Here is a 24209-nt window from a genome sequence, read left to right as displayed (position 1 = left end):
GGGGCCGACGACGACGTCGAGCTCGGTCGCCCGGCGCTCGAGGAGGTCCTCGGCGGTGCGGTGCGGTGCGTGCGTCTCGGGCACGGAGGGCCCCCTCCTCAGACGTGCGTCGGACCTCGGGCGCACTGGGCCCCCGGGTTCCCTGCCCGGCCGGTGGAGCGCGGCCGTGACGGAATTACACGCGTGTCGTGCGCGCCTCGTCAAGCCCGTCCGGTGTAGGAGACCGAGCGACCGATCAGGACACCCGGTAGTGGGACGTCACGCACGGTGGCGTCCCGCCCGACGCCGCGGCGGGGCGCCCGGGTCTGCGGCCGACCCGGCGTCCGCCCGCCGCCGAGGGCAGCAGGATGGGCCCATGCGGATCGCAGCCCTCTCGGGCGGGGTCGGCGGGGCGCGCTTCCTGCGCGGCCTGCTGGCCGCGCTCGCCCAGCCCGCCCGGACGTCCACCCGGGGTCCGGGGGCGGTGGACCCCGAGACGGTGGACCCCGACCCGGTGGACGAGGTCGTGGTCGTCGGCAACACCGCGGACGACGTCACCCTCCACGGCCTGCGCGTGTGCCCGGACCTCGACAGCGTCATGTACACGCTCGGCGGGGGCTCGGACGACGAGCGCGGGTGGGGCAGGGCGGGCGAGTCCTCCGCCGTCGCCGGCGAGCTCGGCCGCTACCTCGCCGCCGCGGGGACGCCGCCGGACTGGTTCACGCTCGGGGACCTCGACCTCGCCACCCACGTCGTGCGCAGCCGGGTGCTCGCGGACGGCGGGACGCTGACGGCGGCGACCGAGCTGCTCTGCCGCCGCTGGTCGCCCGGGGTGCGGCTGCTGCCGATGACGGACGACCGGGTCGAGACCCACGTCGTCGTCGACGCCGCGGACGTCGAGCCGGACGGCGCCTCGGTCCGGTCCCCGCTGGCCGCGGGCCTCGCCGGCCCCGGGGAGCGGGCGCTGCACTTCCAGGAGTGGTGGGTGCGCCACCACGCCCGCCCGCCCGCTCGCCGGATCGCCGTCGCGGGGGCCGGCGCCGCGACGCCCGCGCCCGGCGTCGTCGAGGCGCTGACGGGGGCCGACGTCGTCCTGCTGCCGCCGAGCAACCCCGTCGTCTCCCTCGGCGCGGTGCTGGCCGTGCCGGGCGTCCGCGCGGCGCTGCGGGCGACGGCGGCGCCCGTGGTCGGGGTCTCCCCCGTCGTCGGCGGCGCCCCCGTGCGCGGGATGGCGGACGCGTGCCTGCGCGCGCTCGGCGTCCCCACCACCGCGGCCGCCGTGGCGGAGCTCTACGCCGACGTCCTCGACGGCTGGCTCGTGGACCCGGCCGACGCGCCGGCGGCCGGGGGCGCGGGAGACGGGGGCGCGGGAGACGGGGGCGCGGGGGACGGCGGCCCGCTCGTCCGCGCCGAGCCGCTCCTCATGACCACGCCCGCCGACGCGGCCCGCATCGCCCGGGCGTCCCTCGACCTGGCGGAGCGGGTCCGGACCCTCGACCTCAGGTCGAGGCGCACGGCGTCGGTCCCGGCCGCGCACGCGGCGCTGGTCGCGTGAGCCCCTCCGAGCCGGGCCCCGACGGCGCCGCACCGCAGGTGCGCCCGGACCGCCGGCCCCCGCCGCTCCCGGTCGACGGCTTCACCGTGCGGGCGGTGGCCCTGCCCGGCGTCCCCGAGGTCCGCGCGGGGCACGACCTCGGCGCCCTGCTCGTGGACGCGGTCGCCCGGGCGGGGCTGGCCCTGCGCGACGACGACGTGCTCGTCGTCGCCAGCAAGGTCGTCGCGAAGGCGGAGGGACGCACCGTGCGGGCCCGCGGGCGGGCCGCCGCCGTCGACGCGCAGACGGTGCGGGTCGTGGCCGAGCGGACGATGCCGGGCGGCGCCACGACGCGGGTCGTCGAGTCCCGCAGCGGCCCCGTCCTCGCCGCGGCCGGCGTCGACGCCTCGGACGTGGAGCCCGGCACGGTGCTGCTGCTGCCGGCGGACCCCGACGCCTCGGCCCGCCGGCTGCGCGCGCGCGTCGCCGAGCTCACCGGCCGCTCCCCCGGCGTGGTCGTCTCGGACACGACGGGGCGCCCGTGGCGCGTCGGCGTCGCCGACGTCGCCCTCGGCGCGGCCGGGGTGCTGGCGCTCGACGACGTCCGCGGCGAGGTCGACCGCTTCGGACGCCCGCTGGAGGTCACCGTCCGCGCCGTCGCCGACGAGGTCGCCGCGCTCGGCGACCTCGTCAAGGGCAAGGGCGCCGGGACGCCCGTGGCGCTCGTGCGCGGCCTCCCCGTCGTCGAACCCTCCACCTCAGCTCGAGACCGAGGTCAGGTCGGTCACGGCCTCGTCGGCGGTCCGGACGGGGCCGGGGCGGCCGGGTGCGTGCGTACGGGCGCGGGCGACTGGTTCGCCTACGGCCACGTCGAGGCCGTCCGCGCCGCGCTTGGGTCGCCGCCGGGGGCGGTCGAGCCCCCGCCGCTGGACCCGACGGCCGACCCCGTGGCCGCCCGGCTCCGTCGGGCGCTCGCCGTGGCGACCGGGCCGGGAGCGCCCCCGGACGCCACCGCCGAGCGGGCCGAGGACGGCGACGCCGTCCTCGTCGAGGGCACGGCGCTGGCGGTGGGCGCGCTCGCCGAGCGGGTCCGGATAGCCCTGTGGGCGGAGGGGGTGGCGGCGCGGGTCGACCGCACGCCCGGAGGAGCCCACGGCTCCGGGCCGGCGCCGACGGGCGACGTCCTCCGGGTCGTCCTGGAGCCCGACGGCTCGACGACGACTCCGGACGCCCGACCCTCGACCTGACGGTCGACGGCCCCGGCGGACGAGAGCGACTGCTACGACGGCAGCGCCAGCACCCGCACCCTGCCTGCCCACCTGGTGACGTCGCCGGTGCTCATCGTCACGACGGCGCCGACGCCGTGCACGAGCACGGTCGCGAGGAGGTTCGCGTCGTGGACCTGCCGGCCGGCGCACCCCGTGGCAGCCCGGAGCTCGAGGCAGGCGGTCGCTGACCCTGGCGTCCTCCGCGAGCAGGCGGAGCCGTCCGCGCAGGACCCGGACGTCGCGGACGGCGTCCTCGCGAGGCAGGCCGAGGCCGTTGGCATCGGCGGGTCGGGTGGCCACCCCGAGGTACCCGCGAAGCACCTGTCCGCTCGTGCGGAGGGTCGTCCCGGCGGCGGGTCACTCGTCCAGCAGGTCCACGGCCGCCGCGTGGTCGTCCCGGTCCTCGTCGGTCGCCGCGAGGAGCACGTCCGTGTCCAGGAGGACCCGGTCAACGGCCGGCGTCGTCGTACACGTGCTCCCGTCGCCAGGTCGTCCTCGACCCGGCTCGCACGGTGACCAGGCGGGCCGGCTCGGGGACCTCGCCCGGGAGTCGCTCCGCCGCTGCAGCCGCCAGCACCTGCCGGATCTCCTGCTGCAGGGACCGGCCATGCCGAGCGGCCCTCTCCCGCAGGGCCGCCACGACGGGCTCGGGGACGTCGCGGACGTGGACCGCGGTCATCCCTCGACGGTAGCGCTACCACTGCCGCCCGGAGAAGGGTTGCTCCGGGTGCGGCGGGCGAGCGACGAGGACGGCACCGCGGGGGCGGCCCCCCTGCCCGTCGCCCCGGCGGCGGGCACTTCGTCCGGGCCGGCGTCCGGAGCCGGCGGAGACAGAGCCGGCGGAGGAGGGCTCAGCGCCCGGACGACGTCGCCGGGGTGTGCGTCGGCAGCGTCATGCGCGGCCCGCGGCGGGGCCGTCGGGCGCCCGACATCGCGAGCAGCCGCTGCACGCGGTAGCGGTGCCCGCGGTAGGGCTCAAGGAGCTCGGCGCACGCGTCGTCGTCGAGCACCTCGCCGGTGAGCGCCCACGTGACGTCCTTCGCCACGTGGTAGTCCGCGAAGGAGAAGGCGTCGGGGTCGCCGTGGGCGCGCTGGCGCACCTCCGCGGCCGTCCACACGCCGACGCCGGGCAGGCTGCGCAGGGCCGCCTCGACGCGCTCGGGCGGCAGCAGGAGCGTCCGCTCGAGCCCGTCGGCCGCCCGTGCCGCGGTCTGGACGACGCGGCTTCGGCGCTGCTCGACGCCCGCCTGGAGCCACTCCCAGCTGGGGACGGCGCGCCAGGCCGCCGCCGACGGCGGCACGCGCATCCCCTCCGCCGGCCCGCCCGGTGCGGACGGGGCACCGGGCGCCGCGTCGCCGAAGCGCTGCAGGAGGCGGCGCCAGCCGCGGTGGGCCTCGACGCCCGTGACGACCTGCTCGACCGCCGCCCCGGCGGTGGCCTCGAGGACGGCGCGGGTGCGCAGCACCCGCCACCCGCGGTGGCGGCGGTGGGCGTCGACGAGCCGCGCGTGGTGGGACCTCGGCACGAACCCCTCGTCGACGTCGCCGTCGCCGAGCAGCACGGGCACGCCGTCGAGGAGGTGCTCGGCGCCGTCCCCCCACGCCCGGGCGCGGACCGCGCCGTCGCGGGGGCAGGGGCTCAGGTGGAGCAGGCCGGTGCCCACGGGCGTCCGCGTCGCCCACCAGTGGTCGGCGCCGACCCGGCGGACGGCCGGGTCCCCGGCCCCCCGGCGCAGCGGCGCCAGGACGGCCGCGACGTCCAGCTCCCGGCCCGGGCGCCAGGAACGCTCGAGCACCGCGTCCGGCGCACGGCGCGCGACGACGGTCCCCGGGGCCGTCGCGGGCTGCGTGTCGAGAGGCACCGGGCCAGTGTGCGGGCCACCCCCGACACCTCGGGCGCCACGCCGGCGCGGCTCCTGGCACGGCGCTCTACCGCCCCGGCCCCGGCCTCTCCGCGCCCTCCCCCTGTCCCCCTCCCGCGCCCTTCCTCGCACTTCGACGACATGACGTCGCCACGAGGCCCCGGAGACGACGTCATGTCGTCGAAGTGCGAGGAAGGGTGGGTGTCGGAGGACGGTCAGGAGGTCGGGTGGCGTCGGTCCGGGCCGCGTCGAGGCGCGGTGGCCTCGCGGTGGGCGACCTCGGGCACCGGGCGCTCGCGGTGGCCCGCGGTGGCTGTCGGCGGCCCGGGCGCAGGGGCAGCGGCGGCCCGGCCGTAGGGTCGCCGACGTCGCCGTCGTCCCCCCGCGCGACGGCGGGCGCCGGCCACCGAGTCCGCCCTCTCGTCCGGCCCCGCCGACCCCGCCGACGCCGCCGACCGCCAGCCCCGCCGACCACCAGGAGCAGGCCGTGCCCCAGCCCCCGCGCGACGACCCGTCGACCGCCGACGTCCCCCCCGGGGTGGCGCGGGCGCGTGACGTCCCGACCCTGCTCGACGCGCTGTCCGAGGCGGACCCTGGACGCCCGCGGGTCACCTGGTACGGCGCCGGCGGCGAGCGCGTCGAGCTGTCGGCGCGGGTGCTCGCGAACTGGGTCGCCAAGTCCGCCGACCTGCTGGTGCACGAGTGCGACGTCGAGCCCGGCGACGTCGTCCAGCTGGCCCTGCCGCCGTCGTGGCGGACGCTCGTCCTCGCGCTGGCGACCTGGTCCGCCGGGGCCGAACCGTCGTGGGACGGCGACGAGGGCGAGATGCTCGACGACCTCGAGCCCCAGCCGCCGGCCGTGCTCGTGACGACGGCCGACGGCCCGGTCGGCCCCGCGGGCCGCGTCGTGGCCGTGGACCTGCCCGCCCTGTCGCGCGCGGTCGAGGGCGCGCCGTCCGGCGCGCTCGACTACAACGCCGAGGTCACCGGGCGCGACGACGTCTTCGACGCGGACGAGCAGGTCCAGGACCGCCGCGTGCTCGAGCTCGCCGACGACCTCGCCGGCATCAGCGGCTACCGCCCCGGCGAGCGCGTCCTCGGCCTGGCCGACGACCTCCCGCCCGACCTCGTGCTCGGCGCGCTGCACCGCGACGGCTCGGTCGTCATGGTGGCGGTGGACGCCGGCGCCGACCTCGACGACCTCGCACGCCAGGAGCAGGCGACCGCCCGGGCCTGACGCCCGTCCGCCCGCCCGTCGTCCGCCCGCCCGTCGTCCGCCCGGCACTCGCCCGCCGACCTCTCGCCGGCCGGCCTCTCGTCCACGGGTGCCCGGCGCTCAGGCGGGGACGGCGGCGACCCAGGCAGTGCCCTCGCCCGTGACCCGCAGCGGGCCGTCGTCGTCGCGGACGAGCGCGGCCCCGCCCCGGGCCAGGTGAAGCGCGCCGGACGACGTCCGCAGGTCCACCTCGCCCGTCGAGCACAGCACCACGCGGGGGCCGTCCGCCGGCCCGCCCAGGGCGTCGTCCCCGGTCGGCCGCAGGCACCAGAGCTCGAGCTCGTCGGGACCCGGCCGCCAGACCTGCACGCCCTCGGCGGGCGTCCGCGGCTGCACCTGCGGGACGGGCAGGGGCCGGGTGTCGACGACCCGCTGGAGCTCGGCGACGTCGACGTGCTTGGTGGTCAGGCCGCCGCGCAGGACGTTGTCCGAGGCCGCCATGAGCTCCACGCCGACGCCGGACAGGTACGCGTGGACGTTCCCCGCGGGCAGCCACACCGCCTCGCCCGGCTCCAGGCGCACCCGGTGCAGCAGGAGCGCGACGAGCACGCCGGGGTCTCCCGGGTGGTGGGCGGAGAGCTCGGCGACCGTGCGGCGGTCCGGGTCGCCCGCGCCCGCCTCGACGTCCTCCGGCGGCCTCTCGTCCCCGGCGAGGCCCTCTCCGCCGCGGACGGACGCAGCGCCCGCCCCGCCCGGGGCTGACGCCTCCGGCGCCCAGCCCGCGTCGTCGTCCGGGTCGTCGTCCGGGTCGGGCTCGTCCAGGGGCTCGTCGGCGCACGCCGCCGCGACGGCCTCGACGAGCGCCGCGACCTCCTCGGAGCCGGACAGCAGGTACGACAGGGCATCTCGCAACGACGTCTCCGCGTCGGGGCCTGACAGGAGCTCGACGAGGTGCGCGGCCTCGGGCACGTGCAGACGGCGCAGCGCCGCGACCGCGACGTGCGGCTCACGGAAGCCGCAGAGCGCCTCGAAGGGCGTGAGCGCGACGAGCATCTCGGGCTTGTGGTGGGGGTCCTTGTAGCTGCGGTCCGGGGCGTCGACCGCGAGCCCGGCCTCGTCCTCGCGGGCGAAGCCCGCGCGCGCCTGCTCCTCGCTCGGGTGCACCTGGAGCGACAGCGGCGCGTCGGCGGCGAGCGCCTTGAGCAGGTACGGCAGCCGGTCCCCGAACCGCCCGCGCACGCGGGGGCCCAGCACGCCCGCGGCGTCGCGGGCCACGAGCGCGTCCAGCGGCTCGTCGCCCGCGCGCGCGGGGGCGCCCGGGTGGGCGCCGAGCCACAGCTCGGCCTGGGGGCCGCCGTCGGCGGGGAGGCCGAGCAGCGCCGGCAGCGCCGTGCGCGACCCCCACGCGTAGTCCCGGACGACACCCGTCATCAGCTCCACGGCGGCGAGGCTAGCCAGCCGTGCCGACGGAGCTCCCGGCGCCGCGCCCGGCACGCGACCGACGGGTCTCAGCGCTTCCGGAACACCCCGGAGGTCGGCGTCACCGCACCGGGGAACGCCGTCGCCGGTGACAGGCCGCACCGCGCCACGAGCGCCTCGGCGAGCAACGACCGGTAGTCCGTCGTCACCGCGAGGTCCCCGCCCACCCGGTCGGCCGGCGCGAGGCCCGGCCACCGGCCGTGCACCCGGCCGCCCACGACCCCGCCGCCGAGCACGAGGACGGCGTTGCCGTACCCGTGGTCGGTGCCGCCCGAGCCGTTCTCGTCGGCGGTGCGCCCGAACTCCGACAGCGTGACGAGCACGACGCGGTCCAGGGACGGCCCGAGGTCGGCCGCGAAGGCGACGAGCGAGAGGGCGAGGTCGGTGAGCTTGCGGTGCATCCACCCCGTGGGGTCGGTCGGCGAGCCCATCCCGACGTGCATGTCCCAGTCCCCGACGTCGACGGCGGCGGCCCGGACGCCCGCGCCGCCGCGCACGAGCGTCGCGACGTCGCGCAGCGAGCGGCCGAGGTCGGACGCGGGGTAGGCGACCGGCGGTGTCGGCCGCGCCGCGAGCAGGGCGCCCGTGCGCGCCACGGCGTCCAGGGCCGTCGTCGCCGGGGCGGCGAGCGCGGCCGGCGCACCGGCGTGCAGCGCGCGCAGGGCGGCGGCGCGCCGCGGCTCCTCCCCGTCGGCGCCCGCGCGGAGCCTCAGCCCCGCGAGGCTGCCGAAGGCGAGCTCGGGGGTCGGCCCCCGCAGGCTGGCCGCGGCGCGGGAGCCGCCGGCCTGGACGGCGGCGAAGACCGAGCCCGCCCCCGTGCCCCCGACCATCCGGTCCAGCCAGCCGGTGCGCAGGGTCGTCCCGGGCGCGGCGCGCTCCATCTCCTCCATGGCGGAGAAGTGCGAGCGGTTCGCCTGCGCCATCCCGACGGCGTGCAGGACGGCGAGGGACCCGGCCGTCCACAGCGGCATCAGCGGCCCGAGCGCGGGGTGCAGCCCGAGGACGCCGTCGAGCCGGTGGGCCACCGAGGGCGGGACGGCCAGGCGCGGCCGGAGCGCCGCGTAGGACGGGTCCCCGACCGGTGCGACGGCGGACAGCCCGTCGAGGCCGCCGCGCAGGGACAGCACGACGAGCGCGTCGCCGTCGTACCCCGGCTCCGCGAGCGCCACCTGCGTCGAGGCGTCGCCGACGGTGAGCGCGAGCCCGCCCGCGAGCGCGCCGGCGAGCAGGGACCGCCGGCTGAGCCCGGCGGCGCGGTCCTCGGCGCAGCCGCAGGCGGGTGCGGCGGGGCGCGGCGGCGCCGAGCGGCGGGGTCGGGGCAGCAGGGGGCGCATGGACGTCCTCACCGGGTCGCGAAGGAGGGGCTGTCGAGGACGCCGCAGACGAGCGAGGCCAGGCGCCAGCCGAGCCAGGCGTCGTTCGCGGTGAGGAGCGAGGTGTCGGGACGGCCCGTGAAGGCGACGAGCGCGGCCCTCTCGACCGGGGGCAGCGGCGCACCGAGCACCCGCACGGCGAGGGCGTCGACGAGCGCGCCCACGGTGATCGGCCGCGGCGTCGGGAGCAGCGACTGCGGGCTCGCTCTCTCGAGCCGGTTGGGCCACCACCCGCTGGCGAGCTCGAGGTGCTGGTCCCAGGCGGCGAGCGCCCCGGCGGCCGACTGCCACGCGCCGGCGACGTCGGGGAAGCCGTTGGGCGGCGCCCAGTCCGACGGGGCGTGCCCGCGGCCGCGGAGCATCCAGAAGAGGTCCTCGGCACCGGCCGTGCCGGTCACGTCGGGCCGGTGGCCCACCGCCCGCACCGTCGAGACGACGTCCTCGCGCGGGCGCTTGACCTTGGGCGCTGCCGCGGCGAGGGCGTCCGGGGCGAGCAGCAGCTCGCGGACGACGGGCGCCAGCGCGGTGCCGCCGTCGAGGTAGACCTGCGCCAGCCGGTCGACGAGCGCCGCGGGAGGCTCGTCGGCGACGAACCGCCGCGCCAGCCTCGTGACGACGTGCCGGGCCGTGGCGGGGTGGCGGGCCAGGTACCGCAGGAGCGAGACCTGCAGCGCCTCGCCGTCGGCCGCGGCGTGCGCCGGCGCGCTCCAGCCGAGGACGCGGACGGCGCCGGTGTCGTGGTCGACGGGCCGGTAGACCTGCGCGCCCGTGGTCCGGTCCACCCCGAGGCCGGTGAACAGGCGGGTGCAGGCGCGGACGTCGTCCTCGGTGTAGCCGGCCGCGACGCCGACGGTGTGCAGCTCGAGCACCTCGCGCCCGAAGTTCTCGTTGGGCGCCTTCTTCGTGCTCCGCGCGTTGTCGAGGTACCAGAGCATCGCCGGGTGCCGCGCCGAGGCGACGAGGGCGTCCTCGAAGCGGCCGAGCGCGTGCGGGCGCAGCACCGTGGCGTCGTAGTCCATCCGGCAGTACCAGACGTCGTCCGAGGGGTTCGCGACGTGCAGGTGGTCGGCGAGCACGTCGACGCAGACCTCGAGCAGCTGCCGCCGGCTCCACACCTGCCGGCCGACGGTCGCGAACCCGAGCGCCCACATGCCGTCCCAGGAGAACTGCCGTACACCGCCCGCCCGGGCGGTGCGCAGGTCCATGGCGGCGAGGGGCCAGCGGTTCACGAGCGCCTCGCACGCGGCGTCCTCGACGGACGCGGGGGCGAGCTGCGCGTCGACCCACGCCGCGCGGCCCGCCCGTCGCACCTCCACGAGCACCTCGGGCGTCACGCCCCACGTGGCCCGACGCACCAGGTGCAGGTCGGCCGCCGCCTCGGCCGCGGGGTCGGGGTCGGGTCGGCAGACCGCCGGCCAGCCGGGCACGGCCTCGACCGGCGCGACCGCCACAGCGCCGACCGGCGCCCCCGGCCGGGCGACGCGCACCAGCACGCTGGGTCGGGGGGCCATGCCCAGTGCTCGTCCTGCCCGACTCTCGCCTTGAGCGGCGAGGTCCGGCCGTCACCCGGAGGCGTCCTCCGCCGGCGGCACCGACCGCCGTCGCCCCTGCTCCGGGCGCGTCGTGCTGCGGCTCAGACCCCCCGGTAGCTGCTCACCGCGCCCCACACGGTGGCGGCGTCCGTCAGCACGAGGCGCATCCGCGTCCCCTGGGGGATGCCCGGCACGAAGGTCGTGAGGTTGCCCCGCGCGTCCGTCGTGGCTCCGGTGACCTGCTTCCAGGCGGTGCCCGTGTAGGCCTGCACCGACACGGTGCGCCCCGACAGCGGGACGTAGCGCTCCTCGACGGAGTGGTACCCGCGCGCCGACCCGGTGACCCGCACCTGGTCCCCGACGCGCCGGGCGCTCAGCCCGAGGATCGAGTGGGCCTTGACCTCGGTCTCCACGGTGCCGGCGGCCACGACGGTGACCTCCTCCGCGTTCTCGTCGACGTCGTAGCCCCCGAGGACCCAGGTGTGGGGTCCCCAGGCCTCGATGTCCTCGGCGAAGATGTCCGCGCCGACCTTGTAGACCGTCGGCCGGTTCGGCTCCGCGTCCTCCGTGAAGCCGTAGGCGACGAGGTAGGGGTCGTCCTCCTCGAGGTCCCTGACCACGCCCGCGTCCACGAGGTCGACCGGCTCGTCGGTGATGACCGTCACGGGGATGGTCTGCTCCGGCGCGCCCACCCGGATCGCCCGGGGTGCGTCCGTCGCCCGGATGCCGCCCTCCGCCGCCGCCTCGGCCGCGTCCAGGCTCCGGACGGGGACGTCCGCCGCCGAGGCGCTCACGGCACCTCCGGCCACCAGCGACGCCGTCGCCGCAAGCGCCACCCAGGTCTTCCGCACGTGCTTGGCCATGCTGTGCCCTACCCCTCGTCGTGGTCCACCCGGCGCTCCCGTGCGTCGGAGCCGTGACCGTAACGTCGGGAACGTCCGCGCGGCGGTACTTCCCGCAAGGACCGTGCGGCGGCGCCGACCGGCCACCCGGACGGGTGAGTCGGACGGGTGAGGCCGACGACGAGCCCGGCGCGTCCGGCGGGCGATCCTCCCGGCCTCGGCGCCGGTCGAGGCAGCGGCTCACCGGCGGTGGCGGCGCGTCACCGTCCGCAGCCGTCGGAGGGGTTGGCATCATGTCCGCCCGTGGCCTCCCCCCCGGCACCTGCTGCCGCCGCCGTCCGCGGCACCCGGACGCCCGGGGAGGCGACACGCTCCCGGTTCCGCCCGGACATCGAGGGCATGCGGTCGGTCGCCGTGCTGCTCGTCGTCCTCTACCACGCCGGCGTCCCGGGCGTCAGCGGCGGCTACGTCGGCGTCGACGTCTTCTTCGTGCTCTCCGGCTTCCTCATCACCGGGCTCCTCGTCTCGGAGGTGCGGCGCACAGGCACCGTGTCGCTGTCGCGCTTCTACGCGCGCCGGGCGCGCCGGCTGCTCCCCATGGCCGTCCTCGTCCTCGTCGCCACGGCGGCGGCCGGGGCGCTCCTGCTACCTCCGCTGGACGTCCCCGGATTGGGCTCGGACGTCCTGGCGGCGGGCCTGTACGTCGCGAACTGGCACTACGCCGTCGGCTCGACCGACTACCTCGGGGGCGGCTCGGACGGCAGCCCCGTGCTGCACTTCTGGTCGCTGGGGGTCGAGGAGCAGTTCTACGTCGTGTGGCCCCTGCTCCTCCTGCTCGTGGTCGCGGTGACCCGGCGGGGCGGTCGGGACGGGCGCGCCCTGGTGCCGCGGATCGGCCTGGGGCTCGTCGTCCTCGGTGCCGTCTCCCTCCTCCTGTCCTGGTGGCTGACGCCGACGACGGGCTCCTGGGCCTACTTCGGGCTGCACACCCGCGCCTGGGAGCTCGCCGCCGGCGCGGGGGCGGCCATCGGGCTGCCCCTGCTCCGCCGCCTGCCGCGGCCGGTGGCGGCGGCTGCGGGGTGGGTCGGCCTCGTCGCCGTGGTGGGCTCAGCCCTCGTCTACGACGACTCGACGGTGTTCCCGGGGACGGCGGCTCTCGTGCCCGTGCTCGGGACGGTCCTGCTCGTCGCGGCCGGGGCGCCGGAGCGCGCCCGCGGGACGGCATCGCTGTTCTCCGCGCCCCTGCTGCGCTACGTCGGCCGCGTCTCCTACTCCTGGTACCTGTGGCACTGGCCGTGCCTGGTCCTCGCGCGCCTGCTCACGGACGGCTCCCCCACAGCGGTGCAGACCGCCGGGGCCGTCGTCGTCTCCTTCCTCCTGGCGGCCGGCTCGCACGCCCTCGTCGAGGAGCCGGTCCGCCGCAGCCCGTGGCTCTCGGCGAGCACCCCCCGGTCCCTGCGGCTGGGAGCGGCGCTCACCGCGCTCGTCACCGCCGTCGCGCTGGCCCTGTCCCCGTGGCAGGCGTGGGGGTCCCGTGACGGCGACGCCGTCGACCTCGCCGTCCTCGAGGGGTCCGTCTCCGGCCCGGAGGGGTCCGCGACCTGGCAGGGGGCCCCGCTCATGAGCGCGCTCCAGGCCCGTGAGGACCAGTCGCGGCCGGACGCGTGCTACGTCAGCTACTCGGAGACCAGTCCGCCGCCCGAGGACGTCTGCCGCCTCGTCGACGGGGACGGGCCCGCGGTCGCCCTGCTCGGCGACTCCCACTCCGCCCACTGGCTGCCGGCGATGGAGGCCCTGGCGCGAGAGCGCGGCTGGAGCCTCGTCTACTACGGCAAGTCGGCGTGCCCGACCGTGGACGCCACCGTCTGGCAGGACCAGCTGGAGCGCGGGTACACCGAGTGCGACACCTGGCGCGACGGGGTCCTCGACCGGCTGGCCGACGGACCCGAGCTCGACGCGGTCTTCGTCGCCCGCTCGCAGACCTACGCGGAGAAGTTGCTGGACGGTCAGGGCGCACGCCTCGACCGGGCCTCCTCGTCACCGGTCTGGGAGGAGGCCGCCCGGCGCACCTTCCCCGCGCTGGAGCAGGTCGCGGACCGCGTGGTCGTCGTCGAGGACACCCCCTGGGCACCGTTCGACGTGCCTGCCTGCCTGTCCGAGGTCCCGGCCGCCGACTGGCAGACGTGCGACTTCGACCGCACAGACCGGGTAGACGTCGACCAGGCGCTCGTGGACGCCGAGAAGGCGGCCGACCCGGAGGACCGGGTGCAGTTCCTCGAGACGACCTCGTTCCTGTGCCCCGACACCCGCGAGACGTGCCCCGTCGTCGCGGCGAACGGCGGGGTCGTCTACGCCGACTCGTCCCACCTCACCAACTCCGTCAGCCGGTCCCTGCGCGACCTCCTCGGGTCGGCGGTCGACGACCTCGACGACCCCGGCCGGCTGTCGGCCACGTCCTGAGCCTCGCCGGGGCGGCCGTCTGCTCCGGTCGCCCACGCGGCGGACGGGTGCGGACGCACGCAGGGCCGGCGACTCCCGCCCCCGGCCCTGCGTGCCGCGACGCCCGCCGCGGCCCCTCCGCGGAAGAGCTTCGGGCCTCGGGTCACACCGTCTGGGGCGCGCTCACCGCGCCCCACGTGCCGCCCGTGCCCGGTGTGACGAGCCGCAGCGTCGAGGACGCCGGGACCTGCACCGTCGTGCTCAGGTTCCCCCGCGGGTCCGTGGTGATCCCGGTGACCTGCACCCAGGCCGAGCCCGTCCAACGCTGCACGGACACCGGCCGCCCCGACCACGGCACGTACCGGCCCTCGACGTTGTGGAACGCTCTCGCCGACCCCCGTACCGTCACCGTCGAGCCGCTCCGACTCGCCGCGAGCCCGAGCAGCGAATGCGCCCTGATCACGACGTCGAGGGCACCGACGACCCTCGTCCCGTCCCCGAAGCCGCGGCCGTCGAAGACCCAGGTGGACACTCCCCACCCCGGGACGTCGACGGCGTCCAGGCCGACCTGCGTCTTGAAGACCGTCGGCCGACCCTCCTCCGGGCCGACGAGGTCGCCGAAGGCGTAGGCCGTGGGCTCCGCGACGGGGCCGCCGATGTCGAACAGGTCGACCGACGCGAGCTGGGCCGGCGCCCCGGTGATCATCGTGATCCGGAGCACCTGCCGAGGAGCACCCACCCGGATCGCGACCGGCGCGTCCGTGTCCACGACCCGGATGTCGGCAGCCGACCCCGTCGTCGTCCCCGACGGCGCGGCGGCCGCCGCCGCACCCGCCCCGCCGATCGTCAGTGCCACCGCTGACGCCGCCGCCACCAGCCCTCGTGCACGTCTCATGCCGTCCCCCTTCGTCGTGACCTCCGGCACGTCCTCGTGCCGCGGCCAGGTTAGAGAGGCCGGGCCTGTCGCAGGAGGCGTCGAGGGTCACACCTGGGTCACGCACGGTCGGGGGTCGGGGTGACGTCCGAGCAACGCCCGACCGGGCGTCACACCGTCCGCGGCGCGCTCACCGCACCCCACGTGCCGGCCTGGTCGGGCGTGACCAGCCGTAGCGTCGAGGACGCCGGGACGGTGACGGTGGTCCGGAGGTTCCCGCGCCCGTCCGTGGTGACGCCCTTGACCTGCACCCAGGCCGACCCCGTCCAGCGCTGCACCGACACGGAGCGCCCGGACCACGGCACGTAGCGGCCCTCGACGTTGTGGAACGCCCGAGCCGACCCTGCCACGGTCACCGAGGACCCGCTGCGCGACGCCGCGAGGCCGAGCAGCGAGTGGGCCTTGACCTCGACGTCCAGCTCGCCGTAGGCGTAGGCGTCGTCGGCCTCGCGGTAGCCGTCGAACACCCACGTGCTCAGGCCCCAGGCGGGGACGTCCTCGGCGAAGAGGTCGACGGGCACCTTGAAGACGGCCGGCCGGCCGCGCTCCGGGCCCTCGACGTACCCCAAGGCGAACAGGTCGCCCTCCTCGACGTCACCGGAGACGACGCCGACGAACATGTCGTCCACCGGCTCGTCGGTGATGACGGTGACCGGGATGGTCTGCTCGGGGGCGCCGACCCGGATCACCGTGGGCGCGTCGGTGTCCCGGACGGCGATGTCGTCGGCCTCCACCGCCGCCGCCGCGGACAGCCTCGCCACCTCCGGCGCCGCGTCGGCCGCGGCCGCCGCGCCCGCCCCGCTGACCACGACCGCCATCGCCGCGGCGAGAGCGAGCGACCTCTTCTTGCGCATCTTCGTCCCTACCTCCTCCGACAGGACGGCACGGGTTCGTGCCGTGCAGACCGTAGGAGGCCGCGCCCCCGTCGCCGCCGCTTCCGGGACGACGGCGACCCCCCAGGCACCAGCATCACCCGGACGAGTCGTCGTGGAGGACGGAGCCCACCGGCCGGGACGTCGCGCCCGTGACCGACGTCGCCGCAGCGCTGAGGACTTCGACGGCTACCGCCTGACCGACTCCGGCCTCGTCGCGTCGCCATCAGCAGCAGCGATGACGTCGGCGTCCGGGCGCCTTCGGTGCCGGGGATGGCGACGTCCCGCTCGGGGTCCACCCTCTCGCCGTGAAGGGCTCCCTGCGCGCCGACCACGACATCGAGTCCCGCTACGTCGCCCGGTCCGGGCGTCCGACCTCCGTGCAGCGGTGGACCGGCTCCGGGTGGACCCAGCTCACCGGCGCCCGCGCACGAGCTGGCCAGGGCGGCATCAGCCTGCGCGTCAGCGCCCCTGCGGGCGCACCGATCCGCCTCGTCACCGGTGACACGGCCGGCACCGGGGGCGCCGTCGGCAGCAGTCTCGACCGCTGCCCCACGCGCCGCGCCCCGCTCGCACGGTCGCTGCCGGCGGATGGGGCACTCCTCGTCGTCCTCCCTCTTGTCCCGCGACGCGACGGGCAGCACGCGTCACGGTGACCGGCGAGACCGTCTCCCCCGGCTCCTTACGCGTGCGCCGCGGAGCTCGCGCGGACCCCCGGACGGGGGTGCGCCCGCCGCGTGGCCCGAGGTTCGTCTCGACGAGACCTACCGACCCCTCGGCAGGACCTGCTGACCGGCCGCCGCGTAGCGCGCCTCGGTCGCCGCCTTGCGGGGCCGCCACCACCCCTCGTGCGCGCGGTACCAGTCCACCGTCGCCGCGAGCCCCTCCTCGAAGGTCGGGTAGCGGGGCCTCCAGCCGAGCTCGTCGCGCAGCTTGCTCGAGTCGATGGCGTAGCGCAGGTCGTGGCCGGGCCGGTCGGTCACGTGGTCGTAGTCGTCCGAGGGCCGGCCGAAGGCCTGGAGGACCAGCTCGACGACGCGCTTGTTGCTCAGCTCCCCGTCGGCGCCGATGAGGTAGGTCTCCCCCAGCCGCCCGCGCTCGAGGACGGCCCAGACGGCGCGGTTGTGGTCCTCGACGTGGATCCAGTCCCGCACGTTCTCGCCGGCCCCGTAGAGCTTCGGCCGGACGCCGTCCACCAGGTTCGTGATCTGGCGCGGGATGAACTTCTCGACGTGCTGGTACGGGCCGTAGTTGTTGGAGCAGTTGGAGATGGTCGCCCGGACGCCGAAGGAGCGTGCCCACGCCCGCACGAGCAGGTCCGACCCGGCCTTCGTCGAGCTGTAGGGGCTCGAGGGGTTGTAGGGCGTCGCCTCGGTGAAGCGCTGCGGGTCGTCCAGCTCGAGGTCGCCGTAGACCTCGTCGGTGGAGATGTGGTGGTAGCGGACGTCGTGCGCGCGCACCGCCTCCAGCAAGGCGTAGGTGCCGAGCAGGTTCGTGCGCAGGAAGGGCCCCGGGTCCGACAGCGAGTTGTCGTTGTGGCTCTCCGCGGCGAAGTGGACGACGGCGTCCGCCCCGGCGACCAGCCGGCCGACGAGGTCGGCGTCGGCCACGTCGCCCTCGACGAAGGAGATGCGCTCGGCCGCACCGGCCAGCGACGCCCGGTCCCCCGCGTACGTCAGCGCGTCGAGGACGGTGACCTCCACGTCGGGGCGCTCCCGCAGCGTCTGGTGGACGAAGTTGGCGCCGATGAAGCCGGCACCTCCGGTGACGAGCAGGCGCATGGTTCTCCTCGGTTCGGTGGGGTGGTCACGGGGGAGCGGCACGGTCGGCAGGACGGCGCACCGCCACGCTACCGAGGACGGTCGGTGACGCTCCGGAGCGCAGACCGACGGACCGTCGCCATCGTGCTAGTTTCCGCCGGTCCTCGACCGACAGGAGCGGTAACGCGTGCGGGTTCTCGCAGTCATGGCCAACTACGACTCGCTGGGGCTCCTGCCCCTCCACGTGCGCGACCAGATCGAGGACCTCGTCGCCTTCTGCGAGCGGGTGGTCGTCGTCAGCACGACGGACTACGCCGACGAGGCGGACGCCGAGTGGATCCGGGCGCGCGCCACCCTCGTGCGGCGCGAGAACGTCGGCTACGACTTCTACGGCTGGAAGACGGGGCTGGACCTGGTCGGCGACGAGCTGGAGTCCTACGACTACGTCATCACGTGCAACGACAGCTACGTCGGACCGCTGCGCCCCCTGGCCGACGTGTTCGCCGAGATGGATTCCCGCCCCCTGGACGCCTGGGGGTTCAACTTCAGCCTGCGTCGCAAGCCGCACATCCAGAGCTTCTTCGTGGCCTACCGGCCGTGGGTCGTCCGCAGCGCGACGTTCCGGGCCTTCTGGGACCGGATGGAGCCGGTCAGCGACCGCATGCAGGTGATCGGCCGCTACGAGATCGGCCTGAGCGTCGCCCTGCGCGGCGCGGGCTTCCGCCTCGGCGGGGTGCTCGAGGAGGGCCCTGCCGACACCCGCCTCGCGCGGCTGCGGCACTGGCGCTGGGCGGTCCTGCGGGCGCGGCGCGCCGAGCGCGGCCGGCGGCTGAAGACCCTGGTGCGCTTCGCCCGGGAGCCGTGGAACCCCAACACGGCGCTCGCGGACCGGGTGCTGCCCGACGCGCGTCTGCCCGTGGTGAAGCTCGACACCCTCCGGTTCGACCCCTACCAGCTGGGCTCGGACCGACTGCTGCGCGCCTGCGAGGAGCGCTGGCCGGAGCGTTTCGCGGAGGTCCGCGCCGACCTCGCCGCGCGGTCGAAGGACTACCGGCCGCGCCCGGGCGAGCTCGACGGCCCGGCCGTCCCCGCGTGGCCGGTCCGCGCCGTCATGGGGTACGCCCGATGAGCCTCGCGCAGCGGGCCCGCGCGACGGTGCGGCACGTCCCCGGCGTGCGGCGTGCCCGCCGGGAGCTGTGGCACCGCCGTGACGTCCACGCCATCGCGACGTCGGGTCTCTTCGACGCGGACTGGTACCGCCTCCAGTCCGGCCTGGACGGGTCCGACGAGGCGGCGCTCGAGGACTACGTCCGGCGCGGACGGAAGCGAGGTCTCTCGCCCGCCCCCTTCTTCGAGCCCTCCGCGTTCGACTCGTCGTGGCGCAAGCGGGTGCAGGACCCGTTCGCCGTCTTCGTCGCGGACGCTCGCGCCCGTCGAGAGCGGCGGTGGCACTCCGGGCTCGTCTTCGTCGAGGAGCTCGGCACCCTGGACGGCGACCGGCTGGCGCCCCCGGCGGACGACGACGTCGTCGTCGTCCAGCTGGACCGCGACCCCGACCCCCAGGTGACGCCGACGGCCCGGACCACGTGGGGCCGGGCCCGCGCCGTCCTCGCCGAGCGCGCGGGCACGTGGCGTGCCCAGGAGGACCGGCGGACGCTGCTCACCCGCTCGTCGGAGCGCCCCCCCGGGGAGAGCGGCTTCCGCACCGCGATGGCCCGGCGCCCCACGCCGTCGCGCGCGGACGCCCCGGTGCTCGTCAGCGTCGTGATGCCGACCTGGAACCGCCAGGCGCTCGTCGGCCGCGCCGTCCGGTCCCTGCAGGAGCAGACGCTGGGCGACTGGGAGCTGATCGTCGTCGACGACGGCTCGGTGGACGACACCGTCCGCGTCGTCGAGGGCATCGCCCACTTCGACCCCCGGGTGCGCCTGGTGCCGCTCGACCGGTCCGGGGTGGGCCGCGCCCGCAACGAGGGGATCGCCCGGGCCCGCGGCCGCCTCGTGGCCTTCCTCGACTCCGACAACACGTGGGAGCCGGACTTCCTGGAGCTGATGGCCAAGGGGATGGACGCCCTCGGGAGCGAGGCGGCCTTCTCGTCGGTGGAGATGGTCTCGTCACGACGCCGGGACTTCCGGGTCGGGAGCGGTCGGCACGAGCACCTCCTCGTGGGCAACCACGTCGACCTCAACGCCCTCGTCGTACGGGCCGACGTCCTCGACCGGGTGGGCGGCTTCGCCGAGGACCTCCGGCGGACGGTGGACTACGAGCTCGTGCTCCGTCTGGCGGCGTCACGCACCCTGGACTTCCTGCCCTTCGTCGGCGTGGTCTACACCGACGACGAGGACGAGGGCGCCGGCGCCGACCGGATCTCCGTCCGTGAGCCGCTCACCTGGGACTACGTCACCCGCTCCCGTCACCTGGTGGACTGGGAGGCCCTGGCGAGCCGGAGGTACGAGCCGGGGCTGGTCTCGGTGGTGACGACGACCGGCTCGCCCCGGTGGGCGACCACTGCTGCCCTGGCGGCCGTGCTCCGGCAGGAGGTGCCCGACCACCTCGAGGTGGTCCTCGTCGACCGCGGCGGCTCCCTGCAGGACTCGACCGCCCTGGGTCTGCTCGAGCTCGTCGACCCCCGACTGCGCGTGGTGCGGGTGGCGACCGACCTGGGCGTGCCGCTCTCGCTCGACGTCGGCCTCGCCGAGGCCCGTGGCGAGGCCGTCGCCCTCCTCCCCCCGGGCACCGTCCTGGAGCCGCGGGCGTTGAGCAGGTGCCTCGAGGCGCTCGGCGCCGGGGCGGCCTGCGCCCAGCCGCTGACCGTGGACTCCCGTGACCTCGTCTCCGGGGCCGGGCTGCTCGTCGCCCGACGGGGTACCTGGGTCCCCCTCCTCCCCGAGCACCCGGCGTCCGACCTGGACGGCGCCCCGGCCCACCTCCCGGTGGCCGCGCTGGTGGGCTCGGCGCTCGTGGCCCGTACCGCGGAGGTGGCCGCCGCCGGCGGCCTCCCTCCGCTGATGGCAGGTTCCCTGTCCTTCGCCGACCTGTCGGTCGAGCTGGCCCGCCGCACGGGACGTCGCCCGGTCGTCGTGCACGCCGCCCGCGCCCGGACACTGGGCCGGGGCTGGTCCGGTCCCCTCGCCTGGACCGACCGCCGGGTCTTCGAGGGCCGCCACCGCGACGCGGCGGCGGACCTGTCGCCTCTGGAGCACGTCGGCGCCTCCCTGGCCTCGCTCGAGACGAGGCTGGACGCGGACGGCACGGCGGTCGACGTGCAAGCACGACTGGCCCGGCGGGTCGGACGGGTCTCCGGCGGTCCCGCAGACGGCCTGCCCCGGCTGCGCTGGGCCTTGGTGACCTCGGCGCCCGCCGGTCCCAAGGGCACGGCCTGGGGGGACGTCCACTTCGGGGACGCCCTCGCCCGAGCGCTGCGGCGGCTCGGTCAGGACGCGCACGTCTACGCCCGTGAGGCCGGTAACCGCCGCAGCGCCCACCTCGACGACGTCCGTCTCGTCCTGCGGGGCCTGGACCCGGTGGCGGCCGACCCCGGCCGGGCCACCATCACCTGGATCATCAGCCACCCCGACACCGTCGGGGACGACGAGCTGAGCCGCAGCGACGCGGTCTTCGCCGCCGGCCGGACGTGGGCCGAGCGGGCGTCCCTGCGCAGCGGCCGGCACGTCGGCTTCCTCCCGCAGTGCGCCGACGGCGACCGGTTCCGGCCGGGGTCCACCGCGTCGACCGGGAGCCCCTCGCGGCTCTTCGTCGGCAACTCACGGAAGGTGCTGCGCCCGAGCGTCGCCCACCTCGTCGGAGCCGGCCTCGAGCTGGACGTCTACGGCGGCGGGTGGGAGGGGCTCGTCCCCGCGGGAGTCGTCCGTGGGGCGTACCTGCCCAACGAGGAGCTCGGCCGCGCCTACTGGGACGCCGGGCTGGTGCTCAACGACCACTGGGCCGACATGCGCCAGCACGGTTTCATCGCCAACCGGGTCTTCGACGCCGTCGCCGCCGGGGGGCGGGTGATCTCCGACCACGTCGACGGTGTCGAGGACCTCCTGGGCGACGCCGTCCGGACGTGGAGGACCCCGCGGGAGCTCGTCGACCTCGCCCTCACGCCGCCGCTGGAGCTGTTCGGTGACGACGCCCACCGGCGCGAGGTCGCCGCGCGGGTGAGGCGCGAGCACACCTTCGACGCCCGGGCGCTCGACCTGCTCCGGGTCGCGGCCGAGCTCGGCGGCTGAGCGGCCGCAGCGCCCCCACCACCGCACGGGCGCCGCCGTCGCCGTCCGGGGTCCTGGACGGCACCCGGTGGCCCGGCCCACCCCGACACCCCGGAGGGACCGTGCCCACGCCACCGCCGAGGCTCCGTACCCCCGCACTGGTCGTCACGGCCGTCGTCGGCCTCGCCGTCGTCGTAACGGCCCTGCTGCTCGGCCAGGTGGTCTCGGCGCTGCTCGCCGTCCTGCTCACCGGCGTCCTCGCGCTCCTCCTGCTGGTGCCGGGCCGGGTCGTCACGCCGCTGGCCCGGCGCGTCCGGGAGGAGCGTTCGCAGGCGGGGCTGGCGACGGCCCGGGAGCTCGCGGCGGACCGTGTCGAGGTGCTGGAGCGGCTCACGGGGCTGGAGAGCACGGCGCGGGAGGCGCATGACGCCGCTGCGCGCGCGGCGGCGGCCGCCGAGCGCCTCGAGCCGTTGCTGGCCGACGTCAGGGACCGGCTGTCGGCGGGCGCCGAGGCCTTGAGCCTGATCCGGGAGCAGGGACAGGGCGCCGTGGACGCACCCGCCCTGCGCCAGGAGCTCGGCTTCGCCGTCCGTGCGGTCGGGGTCGACACCTGGTCGCTCCAGCGGCTCGCCCACCGACTCGGGCCCGACGTGCCCCTGCTCGCACCAGGACGCGCCCGGGGGTGGGTCGCGACGGCCGAGACCGTCCTCGCGCTGGTCGAGGACGTGCTGGCCCGCCCGGCCGGCACGTCCGTCGTGGAGTGCGGGAGCGGTACCTCCACGTGCTGGCTCGCCGCCGCGGCGCAGCGGTCGGGAGCCCACGTCGTGGCTCTCGAGCACTCCCCGCAGTACGCGGCACAGACCCGGGCCGAGCTGGAGCGGGCGGGCCTGGGCGGATGGGCGACCGTCGTGGACGCCCCCCTGTCGGCCATCGGCCTCGTGGGGCACGAGACGCCGTGGTACTCGAGGGCCCTCGACGTGCTCCCGGGCCGGATCGACGTGCTCTTCGTCGACGGGCCGCCTGGGGGCACCGGGCCCTCCGCGCGCCATCCCGCCTTCCCGGTCCTGGAGCGGAGGCTGTCCTCGGGCGCCTCGGTCGTCCTCGACGACACCGACCGCACCGAAGAGCTCCGGCTCGTCGAGCGGTGGGTCGAGGGCAGCGCGGGTCGCCTCGTCGTGACCGGACGCACGGACCGGGCGACGCTCATGACCTACGGCACGGCGCCGTACGCGGGACCCGCGGCCGGGGCCTGAGGCGGGCGGAGCCCCTCCCTGCGTACGGGAGGGCCTCCGTGGACGGGAGGGGCTCCGTGGACGGGAGGGGCTCCGTGGACGGGAGGGGCTCCGTGGACGGAAGGGCTCCGTGGACGGGTGGGGCTCGATCCCGTCGACGGACTCAGCCGCCGAAGACGGTGCTCCCGGTGGCCGGTCCGCTGCGCACGTCGTCCCGCCAGGCGAAGGTGCTCCTCCCGAGGACCACCCCGAGGGAGTCTGCGCCGTCGCCGTCGAAGTCGCCCGCGAGGGCCACCATCCCGGCACGCCCGACGACGACGGGGCCCGCGGGGACGTTGCGCCAGACCGGGAGCAGGAAACGGTCCTTGCCGCGCCGAAGGCCGGGGGTGTCCGAGCCGTCCCCGTCCCAGTCGCCGACGAAGGGCTGGTCGCCGGCCCGGCCCCACACCATCTGGGCACGCACCGGTCCCCCGAGCCCCTCGGCCAGGAGCCAGCGCGTGCCGTGGGAGGCGACGACGCCCACCCCGAGCCGCCGGCCGGTCCAGGCGCCGACGACGGGCACGTCGCCAGGTCCTCCGTAGCGGAAGGTCACGTCGTGCGTCCCGGAGCTGTGCGCGTCGCGCAGGAACCACTGCCCGGCCCGGAAGACCCCCACCGAGTCGACCCCGTCGCCGTCCCAGTCCCCCACCACCGGCACGTCCCCCGCCCGCCCGAAGGAGTACCGGCGCACCTCACCGCCGGGCAGCCGCAGCGAGACCCGCCCGTCCCGGAACCACCCCGGCTCGTCCCGACCGTCCCCGTCCCAGTCCCCCGTCAGAGGCGTACCGCCCGTCACGGCCGGGGTGGTGGACGGCGTGGGACGGGGCACGGGGGCTGCGCAGGGGGCGGGGTTGCGCGCGGCGTAGCGGGGTACGGCCTCGCCGACGTAGACCTGGCAGGGCCCGTAGTCGAAGCCGGACAGCGTCTGCCCCCGCCAGAACGACGTCCGCTTCATCGCCCCGTCCCAGCTCAGCGAGAGGTGGATGTGGTCCCGGTGCGGGCTGGACCCGGAGTACGTCTTCCACTGCTGGTTGTAGGAGCCCCAGATCCGGCGGTCCCAGATCACATACATGATCCCGAGCCTGCGCGCGTTGCCGCTGACCTCGCCTTGGGCGTCCGGGCCGACGAGCCAGGCCAGGAAGTCCTCTGCCTTGGCGCGGTCGGCCGGCTTCGTGATGTCGAGCATCCAGTCGTACGCGCGCCCGTCGGAGTGCTCGGTCCTGCCGTTGTCGCACGAGCGCGTCGTGGGTCCGAGCGAGCCGCCGTAGGTGGACCGCAGGTGCTCGCGCAGCGCCGAGACCCCGGGCCGCAGCACCGGGTCGCAGGAGACCTGGGCGACGTAGCGGGCGAAGGGCTCGGGCGGGCCGGTGTACGTGGACACCGCCGGCAGCCCGGCCGGGGTGGTGGCCAGGGCCCCCACGGGCAGCGGTGCCGACGCCGGCTCCCCGGTCCCCTGCGGCTGCTGCGGCGGGGCGGCGGACGCGGGAGGCGCCCCGGCCGGCTGCTGCTCGGCGGCGGCGGCGGGCAGGGCCGCGGCGCCGACGCCCAGGACGAGGGCGACGGCCAGTGCGGCGGTACGCCGTGCTGCGGTCCGCATCAGCCGGTGAAGGTGGTCGCGGACAGGGCCGGGCCGCCACGC

Annotated in this window: 18 protein-coding genes; 8 read left to right on the top strand and 10 right to left on the bottom strand. The window is 76.8% G+C overall.

Going from position 1 to position 24209, the window contains the following annotated elements; all coding sequences use genetic code 11:
• The first annotated feature begins 355 nt into the window (after positions 1-355).
• Positions 356-1534 (top strand): 2-phospho-L-lactate transferase, encoded by a 1179-nt coding sequence (gene cofD, locus WDZ17_RS15055; RefSeq protein ID WP_339575995.1) that lies wholly within the window; start codon positions 356-358, stop codon positions 1532-1534.
• The gene (cofE, locus tag WDZ17_RS15050; RefSeq protein WP_339575994.1) at positions 1531-2760 is read left to right on the top strand and encodes a coenzyme F420-0:L-glutamate ligase; all 1230 of its coding nucleotides are present in this window, start codon (positions 1531-1533) and stop codon (positions 2758-2760) included. Before cofD ends, cofE begins: the two co-directional genes overlap by 4 nt.
• Positions 2761-3229: 469 nt before the next feature.
• Here cofE and WDZ17_RS15045 read toward each other — a convergent pair whose 3' ends face one another.
• Positions 3230-3460 carry a FitA-like ribbon-helix-helix domain-containing protein gene (locus WDZ17_RS15045; RefSeq protein ID WP_339575993.1) on the bottom strand — a complete coding sequence of 77 codons (231 nt, stop codon included), beginning with the start codon at positions 3458-3460 and terminating at the stop codon, positions 3230-3232.
• Between the two features lie 172 nt (positions 3461-3632).
• A complete protein-coding gene (locus WDZ17_RS15040; protein WP_339575992.1) occupies positions 3633-4643 on the bottom strand; it encodes a DNA-3-methyladenine glycosylase family protein in 1011 nt (336 codons plus the stop codon).
• Positions 4644-5130: 487 nt separating this feature from the next.
• On the opposite strand from WDZ17_RS15040, the gene WDZ17_RS15035 reads away from it, so the two are divergent.
• Entirely contained in the window at positions 5131-5880 is a 750-nt protein-coding gene (locus tag WDZ17_RS15035; protein ID WP_339575991.1) for a TIGR03089 family protein, read from the top strand.
• A 99-nt stretch (positions 5881-5979) separates the two neighbouring features.
• On the opposite strand, the gene WDZ17_RS15030 is transcribed toward WDZ17_RS15035, so the two are convergent.
• The 4 genes from WDZ17_RS15030 to WDZ17_RS15015 all read right to left on the bottom strand — a co-directional run bounded on the left by WDZ17_RS15030 (position 5980) and on the right by WDZ17_RS15015 (position 11106).
• Positions 5980-7290 (bottom strand): type I phosphomannose isomerase catalytic subunit, encoded by a 1311-nt coding sequence (locus WDZ17_RS15030; RefSeq protein WP_339576006.1) that lies wholly within the window; start codon positions 7288-7290, stop codon positions 5980-5982.
• 77 nt (positions 7291-7367) lie between these two features.
• A complete protein-coding gene (locus WDZ17_RS15025) occupies positions 7368-8672 on the bottom strand; it encodes a DUF1501 domain-containing protein (protein ID WP_339575990.1) in 1305 nt (434 codons plus the stop codon).
• Positions 8673-8680: 8 nt separating this feature from the next.
• Positions 8681-10222: a DUF1800 domain-containing protein gene (locus WDZ17_RS15020; protein WP_339575989.1), complete on the bottom strand. Its 1542-nt coding sequence runs from the start codon at positions 10220-10222 to the stop codon at positions 8681-8683.
• 122 nt (positions 10223-10344) lie between these two features.
• Positions 10345-11106, bottom strand: coding sequence for a hypothetical protein (locus tag WDZ17_RS15015; RefSeq protein WP_339575988.1), 762 nt, complete (start codon positions 11104-11106; stop codon positions 10345-10347).
• 282 nt (positions 11107-11388) lie between these two features.
• On the opposite strand from WDZ17_RS15015, the gene WDZ17_RS15010 reads away from it, so the two are divergent.
• Positions 11389-13545 (top strand): acyltransferase family protein, encoded by a 2157-nt coding sequence (locus tag WDZ17_RS15010; protein ID WP_339575987.1) that lies wholly within the window; start codon positions 11389-11391, stop codon positions 13543-13545.
• Between the two features lie 142 nt (positions 13546-13687).
• Here WDZ17_RS15010 and WDZ17_RS15005 read toward each other — a convergent pair whose 3' ends face one another.
• Complete coding sequence (locus WDZ17_RS15005; RefSeq protein WP_339575986.1) at positions 13688-14419, bottom strand: hypothetical protein; 732 nt, start codon at positions 14417-14419, stop codon at positions 13688-13690.
• Between the two features lie 149 nt (positions 14420-14568).
• Positions 14569-15312, bottom strand: a complete 744-nt coding sequence (locus tag WDZ17_RS15000) for a hypothetical protein (RefSeq protein ID WP_339575985.1) — start codon at positions 15310-15312, stop codon at positions 14569-14571.
• Between the two features lie 326 nt (positions 15313-15638).
• Here WDZ17_RS15000 and WDZ17_RS14995 point away from each other — a divergent pair, with 326 nt between their 5' ends.
• Positions 15639-15986: a hypothetical protein gene (locus WDZ17_RS14995; protein WP_339575984.1), complete on the top strand. Its 348-nt coding sequence runs from the start codon at positions 15639-15641 to the stop codon at positions 15984-15986.
• Positions 15987-16094: 108 nt separating this feature from the next.
• Here WDZ17_RS14995 and rfbB read toward each other — a convergent pair whose 3' ends face one another.
• Positions 16095-17111 carry a dTDP-glucose 4,6-dehydratase gene (gene rfbB / locus WDZ17_RS14990; RefSeq protein ID WP_339575983.1) on the bottom strand — a complete coding sequence of 339 codons (1017 nt, stop codon included), beginning with the start codon at positions 17109-17111 and terminating at the stop codon, positions 16095-16097.
• 166 nt (positions 17112-17277) lie between these two features.
• Between rfbB and WDZ17_RS14985 the strand changes: the two genes are divergently transcribed.
• The 3 genes from WDZ17_RS14985 to WDZ17_RS14975 all read left to right on the top strand — a co-directional run bounded on the left by WDZ17_RS14985 (position 17278) and on the right by WDZ17_RS14975 (position 22552).
• Positions 17278-18219: a rhamnan synthesis F family protein gene (locus WDZ17_RS14985; protein WP_339575982.1), complete on the top strand. Its 942-nt coding sequence runs from the start codon at positions 17278-17280 to the stop codon at positions 18217-18219.
• Positions 18216-21320 (top strand): glycosyltransferase, encoded by a 3105-nt coding sequence (locus WDZ17_RS14980; RefSeq protein WP_339575981.1) that lies wholly within the window; start codon positions 18216-18218, stop codon positions 21318-21320. Before WDZ17_RS14985 ends, WDZ17_RS14980 begins: the two co-directional genes overlap by 4 nt.
• 101 nt (positions 21321-21421) lie before the next feature.
• A complete protein-coding gene (locus tag WDZ17_RS14975; RefSeq protein WP_339575980.1) occupies positions 21422-22552 on the top strand; it encodes a class I SAM-dependent methyltransferase in 1131 nt (376 codons plus the stop codon).
• Between the two features lie 142 nt (positions 22553-22694).
• Here WDZ17_RS14975 and WDZ17_RS14970 read toward each other — a convergent pair.
• The coding region (locus WDZ17_RS14970; RefSeq protein ID WP_339575979.1) for a VldE C-terminal domain-containing protein at positions 22695-24209 on the bottom strand (1515 nt) is incomplete at its 5' end.

It is taken from the genome of Pseudokineococcus basanitobsidens (genome assembly GCF_037482545.1).
GTDB lineage: Bacteria > Actinomycetota > Actinomycetes > Actinomycetales > Quadrisphaeraceae > Pseudokineococcus > Pseudokineococcus basanitobsidens.
This window is presented reverse-complemented; position numbering and strand designations above follow the sequence as displayed.

Coding starts and splice junctions, on each gene's coding strand:
- WDZ17_RS15020 (WP_339575989.1), bottom strand. CDS start 10,222: ATGGCCCCCCGACCCAGCGTGCTGGTGCGCGTCGCCCGGCCGGGGGCG.
- cofD (WP_339575995.1), top strand. CDS start 356: ATGCGGATCGCAGCCCTCTCGGGCGGGGTCGGCGGGGCGCGCTTCCTG.
- WDZ17_RS15045 (WP_339575993.1), bottom strand. CDS start 3,460: ATGACCGCGGTCCACGTCCGCGACGTCCCCGAGCCCGTCGTGGCGGCC.
- WDZ17_RS15025 (WP_339575990.1), bottom strand. CDS start 8,672: ATGCGCCCCCTGCTGCCCCGACCCCGCCGCTCGGCGCCGCCGCGCCCC.
- WDZ17_RS15030 (WP_339576006.1), bottom strand. CDS start 7,290: ATGACGGGTGTCGTCCGGGACTACGCGTGGGGGTCGCGCACGGCGCTG.
- WDZ17_RS15000 (WP_339575985.1), bottom strand. CDS start 15,312: ATGCGCAAGAAGAGGTCGCTCGCTCTCGCCGCGGCGATGGCGGTCGTG.
- WDZ17_RS15005 (WP_339575986.1), bottom strand. CDS start 14,419: ATGAGACGTGCACGAGGGCTGGTGGCGGCGGCGTCAGCGGTGGCACTG.
- WDZ17_RS14980 (WP_339575981.1), top strand. CDS start 18,216: ATGAGCCTCGCGCAGCGGGCCCGCGCGACGGTGCGGCACGTCCCCGGC.
- rfbB (WP_339575983.1), bottom strand. CDS start 17,111: ATGCGCCTGCTCGTCACCGGAGGTGCCGGCTTCATCGGCGCCAACTTC.
- WDZ17_RS15015 (WP_339575988.1), bottom strand. CDS start 11,106: ATGGCCAAGCACGTGCGGAAGACCTGGGTGGCGCTTGCGGCGACGGCG.